The following is a 9,643-nucleotide window of genomic DNA, read 5'->3' as shown; positions in this document are numbered from 1 at the left end:
ACGCCGCGTCGCTGAAGGTGGTTCGGATCGGCTGCAGGAACGCCGCGTCGCTGAAGGTGGTTCGGATCGTCTGCAAGAACGCCGTGTCGCTGAAGGTGGTTCGGATCGTCTGATCGAAAGCCGCAATGCATAAAACAACGGCTCTAAAGCAGTCAAAGAAGCCCGGCCTGATCAGCCGGGCTTTTGCATTTCGTCGTTTGCTGGCGTGGTTCTTTTCAACAACCCGCGTCAGAAAGGATCTTGCCTTGTAGGGCATTGGCGAAACTTCCGACGGTGCTTATCCGAAGCGACCGACTGGCAGCCCGACGCTTAATGCGCATACCATGCGGCCACAACGTCCAAACAGAATTTGCCTGCCCATGCTCAAAGCCAGTCTGCGAAGTCACCTGACCCTCTGGTTCGCCGGTTTGTCCCTGCTGACCCTGGCGATCGTCGGCTTCTATGTCGGGCATATCGCCACCGAACAGATGAAACAGGTCAGCGGCAATTCACTGCTCAATACCGCGCGTTCTGCGGCAACGTTGCTCGGTGACCAATTACGCGAGCGCCAGCTGGAGGTCTACCTGCTCAGCCGTGCGCCGCATCTGGAACGCGGCGACCTCGACAACCCGGCGATTCTCAAATCGATGCAACTGCGCACCCAGGCCCGGGCCGAGTATGCGTGGATGGGCGTGACCGATGCCGATGGCCATGTGCATCAAGCGGTGAATAATTTGCTGGTCGGGCAATCGGTGCAGCAACGGCCATGGTTCCAGGCTGGCCTGCGGGGTGAGTACACCGGTGACCCGCACGAAGCGGTGTTGCTGGCCAAACTGCTGCCGGGAACGCCCAACGGCGAACCGCTGCGTTTCATCGACTTCGCCGCCCCGATCCGCAACGCCGACGGCCAGGTGATTGGCGTGCTGGGCGCGCACGCGCACTGGAGCTGGGTGACGCGTATCGTCGAATCGGCAGCGTTCTCGCATAAAAATGCGTCGCCGGATATCGAAGCGCTGATCATCGATCACGACGGCAAGGTGCTGTACCCGGAAGCCCTGATGGGCCAGCAACTGGCGGTGAATGATTCGAAGTCGCCGGGCTGGTCGGTCGGCAACGGTTACCTGACCAGCATGGTCACCGTACCGACGCCTTCGAGTACGGCGTTGTCCTGGTCGATTGCCGTGCGCCAGCCACTGGACACCGCTCTGGAGCCGGCGCGCCTGCTGCTCTATAAATTGTTGCTGCTGGGTGTGGCCGCCGCCGTGGCATTCGGGCTGGTGGCGTACTATCTGGCGCAGTATCTGAGCCGGCCGATCGAGCAACTCGCGCACTCGGCCAAACAGGTGCAGAACCAGCAGCCCGGCGCACACTTCCCGCTGCAGCACCCGGTGCGGGAAATCGCCCAGCTTGGGCAGTCGATCGACGCCATGACCCGGTCGCTGCTGGCCAAGGAGCGCGAACTGCAGGAAGCCAACGCCTCGCTGGAAGCCACCGTCGCCCAGCGCACCGCGGCACTGATGCAGGCCAATGCCGACCTGTTGAACCTGGCGACCCACGACGCCCTGACCGGCGTCTACAACCGTCGCCGCTTCGATGAAAAACTCAGCGAGTACAGTCTGCTGTTCCGCCGCACCGGGCGACCGTTTGCCCTGCTGCTGATCGACGCCGATCACTTCAAGCGCATCAACGACACCTACGGCCACGCGATTGGCGACGACGTGTTGCAGCAATTGGCGCAACTCATTCAGGTCAGCGTGCGTGCCACCGATTTCGTCGCCCGTTACGGCGGCGAGGAATTCGCCGTACTGCTGCCGGAAGTCGCCCAGCCTGATACTCCAGAGGTGGTCGCCGAAAAGATCCGTGTCGCCGTGGCCCAGGCGCACTTTCCCGAGATCGGACAGGTCACGGTGAGCATTGGCGTCGCGCTGGCCGACCCGGCGGACAACAGCCACACGATGCTGATCAAACGTGCCGACCAGCAGCTGTATCAGGCGAAAGCGGCGGGCCGTAATCAGGTGGCTTGATCAGCCCTCTTTGACTTCGCAAATGCCGTTGGCCTGGTTTGCCGGGCCGGCCGAGCAAAATCTTTAATTGGAGAACTGCTGCAGATACGCCAGCAAATTATCGATCTTCTCCTCGTCACTCAGCCCCCAGAAAATCATTCGTGTGCCCGGCACCACGCCCTTTGGATCTTTCAGATACGCCGTCAGCGTTTCGCGGTCCCAGGTCTTGCCCGAATTTTTCATCGCCTCGGAATACACGTAATTGGCCGAGGTGCCGGCCGCTCGACCGATGATGCCGTTGAGTTGCGGGCCGAACCCCGGGCGCGCATCCGGGCCAACCTGGTGGCAGCCGCCGCACAGGCGCGGGAAGATCTTTTCGCCGGCCTGCGGATCGCCTGCGGCGCGGGTGGTCGAGCTGAACAGTACGGCGGTGGCGGTCAAGGCAAGCAAGAGTGCAACGGTGTTTTTCATCTAAGGTTCCGGAACGGCTTGAATCTGGCTGCGCAAGGGTAACATCTGTCCCTCGGGCCTTGTTTTACAGGTAAGCGGCGATGACCTTCCTGACGGTGGTCAAGGCCTGCCGCAACACATCCATTTCCACTGAACCCAGGGCCAGTCGAATCGCATGCGGCACATGCGCCGATACGGCGAACGGCTCGGCCGTGGTGACCGAAATCTGCTTCTGCATCAGCTCCACCACAATCTGATCGGCACGCACGTCTTCCGGCAAGGGCAGCCACAGGAAATACGAGTTCGGATGGGCGACGCATGGCAACCCTTTGAGCAACTCGGCAGCCAGTGCCTGGCGCGCCTGAGCATCGTGGCGTTTTTGCGCTTCCAGTTCGATCACGGTGCCGTCGTCGAGCCAGCCGCAGACGATCGCGGTCATCAGTCCCGGGGTGTTCCAGGTGGTTGCGCGAATCACCCGCTCCAGTGCCGGAACGTGGGCCGCAGGCGCAGCAATGAAACCGACGCGCAGGCCGGTGGCGATGTTCTTCGAAAGGCCCGAAACGTAGACCGTGCGCTCAGGCGCCAGGTCGATCAGAGGACGCGGCGGGTCTTCCACCAGAAAAGCGTAGGCCGCGTCTTCGATAAGGGTCAGATCATGCCGCCGCGCGATGGCAGCCAATTCTTCGCGCTGCTCGATAGGCATCACCCAACCAAGCGGGTTGTGCAGGGTCGGCATGCTGTACACCGCACGCACCGAGCGACTGCGGCAGAGTTTTTCCAGCGCGGCCAGATCCGGCCCCTGCTCGTTGACCGGGATCGCCACCACTTCCAGATGCAACGCCTCGGCCAGCACTTTGAACCCGGAATAGGTCAACGCATCGGCGGCGATCACATCGCCGGGCTTGAGCAACGCCATCAGCGTCACCGCCAGCCCCTGCTGGGCGCCGTTCACCAGCAGCACTTGTTCGGCGTCGACGCTGACACCGCGACTGAGCAAATGGCGCGCGACCGAAGCCCGTTCGTGGGCCCGGCCGGCATGGGGCTGATAGCGCAACAACGCTTCCAGATCTCCCGACAACGCCAATTGGCGCAGTGCGGTGCGCAACAATTGCGTCTGACCGGGCAAGGACGGGTAGTTGAAATTCAGGTCGATCATGCCGACGGCCACGTCTTTCTGGTCGATGCCCTGCCCCGGCGACAACGAGGTTTCGCGCACGAAGGTGCCGCGCCCGGTTTCGCCGCTGACCAGCCCCATGGCTTCGAGTTCGGCGTACACCCGCGAGGCCGTGACCAGCGCCAGGCCTTCCTGCGTGGCCAGTTGCCGGTGCGTCGGCAGACGGGTGCCGGGCGCCAGACGTCCGGTGCGAATGTCGGCGGCGTAAGTGTCGACGAGGGTCTTGTAGCGAGAGCGGGACATGTCGGGATGTATCCATGACAATTTTTTGATTGTCCTGATTCTCAATCATAGGATTCTCTCAAAGCAACCCACAATGAGTGTGAATCGTATGGAACGGACTTCAAACGTGAGCAACCCGGCACTGGAAAAAACCAGCGGCTGGATCAACGGCTTTATTGGCGTGGTGTGCTTCAGCGGCTCGCTGCCGGCGACGCGCCTGGCCGTGCTGGAGTTTGACCCGGTGTTTCTCACCGTCGCGCGCGCCGCCATTGCCGGCGTCCTGGCCGTTGCCCTGTTGTGGTTGTTCCGTGAACGGCGACCGTCCAGGGATCAGTGGTTTTCGTTGTTGATCGTGGCATTGGGCGTCGTGCTCGGTTTCCCGCTGCTGACGGCGTTGGCATTGCAGCACGTGACATCGGCGCATTCGATCGTCTTTGTCGGCTTGCTGCCATTGGCCACTGCGCTGTTTGGCGTGTTGCGCGGTGGCGAGCGTCCGCGCCCGGTATTCTGGTTCTTCTCGATCCTCGGCAGTGCTCTGGTGGTGGGGTTCGCCTTGTCACAGGGATTGTCCGCCTCGCCCACCGGTGACCTGCTGATGCTCGCCTCGATTCTGGTCTGCGGTCTGGGTTATGCCGAAGGCGCAAAACTGTCGCGCACCCTGGGTGGCTGGCAGGTGATCTGTTGGGCGCTGGTCTTGTCGCTGCCCCCGATGGCAATTGCGAGCCTGTGGCTGGCCCCACCATCCTTCAGCGGCATCAGCGTGTCGGCATGGGTCTGTCTGGGCTACGTTTCGCTGTTCAGCATGCTGATCGCGTTCGTGTTCTGGTATCGCGGTCTGGCCCAGGGCGGGATTGCCGCGGTTGGTCAACTGCAGTTGCTGCAACCGTTTTTCGGCCTGGCGCTGGCAGCGACGTTGCTGCATGAGCAGGTCAGCATCGGCATGCTGGTGGTGACGGTGGGCGTGATTCTTTGTGTGGCCGGGGCGAAGAAGTTCTCCCGATAGTGATCTTTGGCATCGCCTCTGTGGGAGCGGGCTTGCTCGAAGGCGTAGTGGCAGTCGATACCGTTTCACCGACATACCGCCTTCGCGAGCAAGCCGCGCCCACAACTGCACTCAGTGGTGTTCGACGCCGGCGCGTTTCAACAGCTTCTTGCAGCGCTCGGAGAGATGAAACACCTGCAGCTCCTTGCCCGCCTTTTCGTAACGCTCGCGCAGGGTCTTCAACGCGGCAATCGCCGAGTAATCGACGAAGCTCAAATGCCGGCAATCGAGAGTCACTCGTGCTGGGTCATTGGCCGGGTCGAACTGGTTGAGGAACGGCGTGGTCGAGGCGAAAAACAGTGTGCCGTGCAGGCGGTAGAGTTTGCTGCCGTCGGCTTCCAGATGCTCATCGGCGTACAACTCGCGGGCCTGCTGCCAGGCAAAGTTCAGCGCGGCAATGATGATCCCGCAGAGCACGGCGGTGGCCAGATCGGTGAACACGGTGATAGTGGTCACGGCGATGATCACCAGTACATCGTTGAGCGGCACTTTGTTCAACACCCGCAACGAGGCCCAGGCGAAGGTCTGCTGCGAGACCACGAACATCACGCCCACCAATGCCGCCAGCGGAATACGCTCAATCAGCGGCGACAGAAACAGGATGAACAGCAGAATCAGCACCCCCGCCACCACCCCGGACAAACGCCCGCGGCCGCCGGAGCTGAGGTTGATCACGGTCTGGCCGATCATCGCGCAACCGCCCATGCCACCGAATGCGCCGGAGACCACGTTCGCCGCGCCCAGCGCCACGCACTCGCGATCCGGGTAGCCGCGGGTTTCGGTGATTTCGTCGGTGAGGTTCAGGGTCAGCAGGGTTTCCAGCAGACCGACCAGCGCCATCAGAATCGCGTACGGGGCGATGATGCGCAGGGTTTCCAGCGTCCACGGGATGTCCGGCAGCGCGAAGCTCGGCAGACCGCCGGCGATGTGCGCCATATCGCCAAGGGTGCGCGTCGGCAGACCGAACAGGTAGACCAGCAGGCCCACGCCGAGGATCGCCACCAATGCCGGCGGCACCGCGCGGGTCAGGCGCGGCAGGATGTAGACGATGGCCATGGTCAGCAGCACCAGCCCGGTCATCAGGTACAGCGGCGTGCCGCTGAGCCAGTGTTCGCCGCTCTTGAAATGCTCCAGTTGCGCCAGTGCAATGATGATCGCCAGGCCGTTGACGAAACCGAGCATCACCGGATGCGGCACCATGCGCACCAGTTTGCCCAGGCGCAACAAGCCGAACGCCATCATGATCAAACCGCCGAGCAACACCGTCGCCAGCAAGTACTGCACGCCGTGCTGCACCACCAGCGCGACGATCACCACCGCCATCGAACCCGCCGCCCCGGAGACCATTCCTGGCCGGCCACCGAACAACGCGGTCAGCGTACAAATGATGAAGGCGCCGTACAGGCCCATCAGCGGATTGAGATGCGCCACCAGCGCGAACGCAATGCATTCGGGCAACAGGGCAAACGAGGTGGTGAGTCCGGCCAGGACATCGGCGCGCAGACGTTTCGGTTTCATGGCTTACCTGACTGAGCGGCCAACGAGGGTGGCCGCAGATGTTCGTGAAAATGAGGGGGGCGGATGTTACGGAATAGTTCGGAATCGGGCCAGTGATCGCTGACACCCGTCGACGCGCGATTTATCCTGACGCGCTTCTGCCCATCGAGTACGACCATGACTGCATTGCTGACCGCCCGCGACGTTTGCCAGCGCTTGCGCGAGGCTGCGCTGGGCGTGCTGATATTCAACAGATCCAAGACACCCAGTGATGCCGGACTGATCGCGGTCGATATCGAGGGCTGGCGCCTGTTGCTTGATTTTGAGGGTGGGCACTTGCATCACTGTGAACAGTGCCGCTGCCCGGATGGCCGCGAATGGCATTTCAATAGCCGTTACGGCACCGACCCGGTGAATCTGCTCAGTACTTGGGAACTGGCGCAGATCGAGAATCTGTTGAAGCTCTGAGCGCTTCACGGTGAAGTCGGTTGCTCAATGATGGCACTCTGCCCATAATTCGCCCCCCTTATTCCTCACGCAAGGAAACGCCGTGAAAAAGTCTCTGTTGTTGATCCCGATGCTGGCAGTGCTGCTGCAAGGTTGTGGCATGACCATGACCCGCTATGAGCCGAGCTTCGAAAACGTTCAGAAGCTCAAGCAGACTCCGCCCCTGCAGGCGATCAGCAATCCTCAGGTAACTGCCGAGTCTGGCGAAGGTTCGCTGACTGTGCGGGCCAACCCGGTGCGCTCGCCATCCGGCAGCATCCCGGCGCATATCCAGGACGCGATCACCGAAGAACTGCGCAAGGCCGGTCTGCTTGATCCGCAGGCTCAGCGTCAGTTGAAAGTGCTGGTGGTGAAGAACAACCTGTCGGCCGGCATGGGCACAGGCGAAGGCCAACTCGCGGCACGCTTCACCCTGCTCAATGGCCAGAATGTGGTTTACGACGCGACCAAGCATGTCAGCAGCCAGTGGAGCAGCAGCTTCTTCGGTTTCATTGCGATTCCGAATGCGGTCAACGCCTACAACCCGATGCTGCGTGACTTGCTGAAAGAACTGTACAGCGATCCTCAGTTCATCCAGGCCCTGAAGTAAGGGCGAAAAAAGAGCCGCGATTGCGGCTCTTTTTTTGGCATCAGGCCCGCGGAGTGCGGGTCTCGAGTGCCGAGTATTTCAGGTTGTTGTTGTCGATCATCTGCTTGAGCAGCGCATTGACCTGACGGGCGAAGGTGTCGTTGACCGCAGCCTTTGGAGTGTTGCCCATCAGCGGAATGAACCAGATACCGATCCAGGTACCGACCGCATCATGGTTGCTCGCGGTGGTCAGGGCCTGACCCGTTCCGTCCACGGCTTCGAGGCTCATGGTGTACTGATCGGTGCCGTATGCCGGGATCACCCCCAGGCTGAAACCACTGATGAAGCCCAGCACCATCGAACCGGCATTCGGCGGATGGTTGTACATTTTCAGACGCAGGCTGTAGTCGCCCGGTTGCTTCTGGAACTCGTCCAGGGTGACACGGCCGAACAGTCCCGAATCGGTCAGAATCTTTTGCAGCTCAGGCTTGAGCTGATCACGCGCCTGCGGCACTTCTACGGCCGAAGCGCTTTTCGGCTCGCCCTGATAGAAGTCGAAGTCCACATAGACATTGGGTTTGTTGGCGTAGCTGGCCATCGATGGCAGTTTGACCGGCGCCACTTCGTCTTTGGTGAAACTGGCACAACCACCGAGCGCAAGCACCAGGCCCAGCGCCAGGATTTTCCCGAATTGCATGTTGTCTTCCCTATGTGAACCGAGCCAAATGATAGCAATGAGCCTCCATTGCGGAGGCGGGGCGGATTCTAGAGAGAGCGGTCGCGTGAGGAAAGACTGAATCAGAAAATTTACACAAAAATATCCGCTCAGCCCTGTCGCAAGTGGAACAGTTAGCTGGCTTCGCCGCTATATAGTTTTGTATATTGCGAAACCGAAATTGCCCGTATCTGCCCATGCCTACTATTCACATCGTGTTCCCATGAGCGCCATCCGCGTACGCAACGAGCAACTGATCCTCGCCGCCGCCAGCGAAGAATTTGCCGCCAACGGCTTTGAAGCGACCCAGACCCGCGACATCGCCGCCCGCGCCGGTGTGCCCAAGGCCAACCTGTATTACTACTTCCAGACCAAGGAAAACCTGTACTCGAAAGTCCTCCTGGGATTTGTCGAACCGCTGCTGGAAGCCTCGGCAGCGTTGCGCGAAAGCGATGACCCGCTGATCGGCCTGCGCGCCTACATCGCCGCGCGCATCCGCATCGCCCGCGAACACCCGGCGATTGCCAAGGTATTCAGCGGCGAGCTGCTGCTCGGCGGGCGCCAGTTGCCAGACGAATGCCGCGACCTGTTGCACGCCGAAGCCCGACGCAACGTCGACTGCCTGCGCAGCTGGATCGAACGCGGCCTGCTGGCCCCGGTGGACCCGGAACACCTGATGCTGTTCATCTGGTCGGCGACCCGCACCTACACCAACATTGGCTGGCAAATGGGCTGCATCACCGGGCGCGCAGTGCCGCAGGATGAGGATTATCAGACGGCGGCGCAGACGATTACGCGGATGGTGCTGGAGGGCGTCGTGGCACCGCGGGTTGGGGAGATTCGTGGGGTTTTGTTTGCGACTTGAAGTGTGAGGGCTGCTACGCAGCCGGCGCGAGCAAGCTCGCTCGCCACAGGGAACTCATGCTGGACATGGGAATTGGTGAACACCTTCAATCATTGTGGGAGTGGGCTTGCTCGCGAAGGCGTCGGGTCAGCCAACACATGCGTCACAGACCCACCGTTTTCGCGAGCAAGCCCGCTCCCACAGGGGATTTGTGCTGGGCAAGGAATTGGTGAACACCTTCAATCATTGTGGGAGCGGGCTTGCCCGCGAAGGCGTCGGGTCAGCCAATACATGCTTCACAGGCTCACCGATTTCGCGAGCAAGCTCGCTCCCACAGGGGATTTGTGCTGGACATGGGAATCCGTGAACACCATCAATCATTGTGGGAGCGGGCTTGCTCGCGAAGGCGTCGGGTCAGCCAATACATGCTTCACAGGCCCACCGCTTTCGCGAGCAAGCTCGCTCCCACAGGGGATTTGTGCTGGACATGGGAATCCGTGAACACCATCAATCATTGTGGGAGCAACTGTCTTACTGCCACCGTTCGTCACCGCCACTCTGTGCCGTCTCGCAGCATGGCATTCAGTCTGATCAGCAGTATTCGCATACAGGCGATGAGCGCGACTTTCGCGCTCTTGCCCC

General features: G+C 61.1%; 9 protein-coding genes. 5 read left to right on the top strand and 4 right to left on the bottom strand.

Features of this window, described 5'->3' with window-relative positions; all coding sequences use genetic code 11:
- The first annotated feature begins 359 nt into the window (after positions 1-359).
- Positions 360-2,003, top strand: coding sequence for a sensor domain-containing diguanylate cyclase (locus tag QMX91_RS25575; protein ID WP_027614708.1), 1,644 nt, complete (start codon positions 360-362; stop codon positions 2,001-2,003).
- A gap of 63 nt (positions 2,004-2,066) precedes the next feature.
- Here the strand turns inward: QMX91_RS25575 and QMX91_RS25570 are convergent, their stop codons facing one another.
- Positions 2,067-2,453 (bottom strand): cytochrome c family protein, encoded by a 387-nt coding sequence (locus tag QMX91_RS25570; protein WP_027614707.1) that lies wholly within the window; start codon positions 2,451-2,453, stop codon positions 2,067-2,069.
- A gap of 64 nt (positions 2,454-2,517) precedes the next feature.
- Complete coding sequence (locus tag QMX91_RS25565; RefSeq protein WP_098968180.1) at positions 2,518-3,849, bottom strand: PLP-dependent aminotransferase family protein; 1,332 nt, start codon at positions 3,847-3,849, stop codon at positions 2,518-2,520.
- Positions 3,850-3,937: 88 nt separating this feature from the next.
- Here QMX91_RS25565 and QMX91_RS25560 point away from each other — a divergent pair, with 88 nt between their 5' ends.
- Positions 3,938-4,831, top strand: coding sequence for a DMT family transporter (locus tag QMX91_RS25560; protein WP_096795618.1), 894 nt, complete (start codon positions 3,938-3,940; stop codon positions 4,829-4,831).
- A 111-nt stretch (positions 4,832-4,942) separates the two neighbouring features.
- On the opposite strand, the gene QMX91_RS25555 is transcribed toward QMX91_RS25560, so the two are convergent.
- Positions 4,943-6,388: a SulP family inorganic anion transporter gene (locus tag QMX91_RS25555; RefSeq protein ID WP_282413561.1), complete on the bottom strand. Its 1,446-nt coding sequence runs from the start codon at positions 6,386-6,388 to the stop codon at positions 4,943-4,945.
- 156 nt (positions 6,389-6,544) lie between these two features.
- Between QMX91_RS25555 and QMX91_RS25550 the strand changes: the two genes are divergently transcribed.
- Positions 6,545-6,835, top strand: coding sequence for a hypothetical protein (locus QMX91_RS25550; RefSeq protein WP_282413560.1), 291 nt, complete (start codon positions 6,545-6,547; stop codon positions 6,833-6,835).
- An 82-nt stretch (positions 6,836-6,917) separates the two neighbouring features.
- Entirely contained in the window at positions 6,918-7,463 is a 546-nt protein-coding gene (locus QMX91_RS25545) for a hypothetical protein (RefSeq protein WP_027614702.1), read from the top strand.
- Positions 7,464-7,503: 40 nt separating this feature from the next.
- Here the strand turns inward: QMX91_RS25545 and QMX91_RS25540 are convergent, their stop codons facing one another.
- Positions 7,504-8,139: a hypothetical protein gene (locus QMX91_RS25540; RefSeq protein WP_282413559.1), complete on the bottom strand. Its 636-nt coding sequence runs from the start codon at positions 8,137-8,139 to the stop codon at positions 7,504-7,506.
- 241 nt (positions 8,140-8,380) lie between these two features.
- On the opposite strand from QMX91_RS25540, the gene QMX91_RS25535 reads away from it, so the two are divergent.
- Positions 8,381-9,022 (top strand): TetR/AcrR family transcriptional regulator, encoded by a 642-nt coding sequence (locus tag QMX91_RS25535; protein WP_282413558.1) that lies wholly within the window; start codon positions 8,381-8,383, stop codon positions 9,020-9,022.
- The last annotated feature ends 621 nt before the right edge of the window (positions 9,023-9,643 follow it).

Origin of the sequence: Pseudomonas sp. PS01299, assembly GCF_029960145.1 — a bacterium.
Lineage (GTDB): Bacteria > Pseudomonadota > Gammaproteobacteria > Pseudomonadales > Pseudomonadaceae > Aquipseudomonas > Aquipseudomonas putida_A.
The sequence above is the reverse complement of the archived record's forward strand: the minus strand, read 5'-3'. Positions and strand labels throughout refer to the sequence as shown.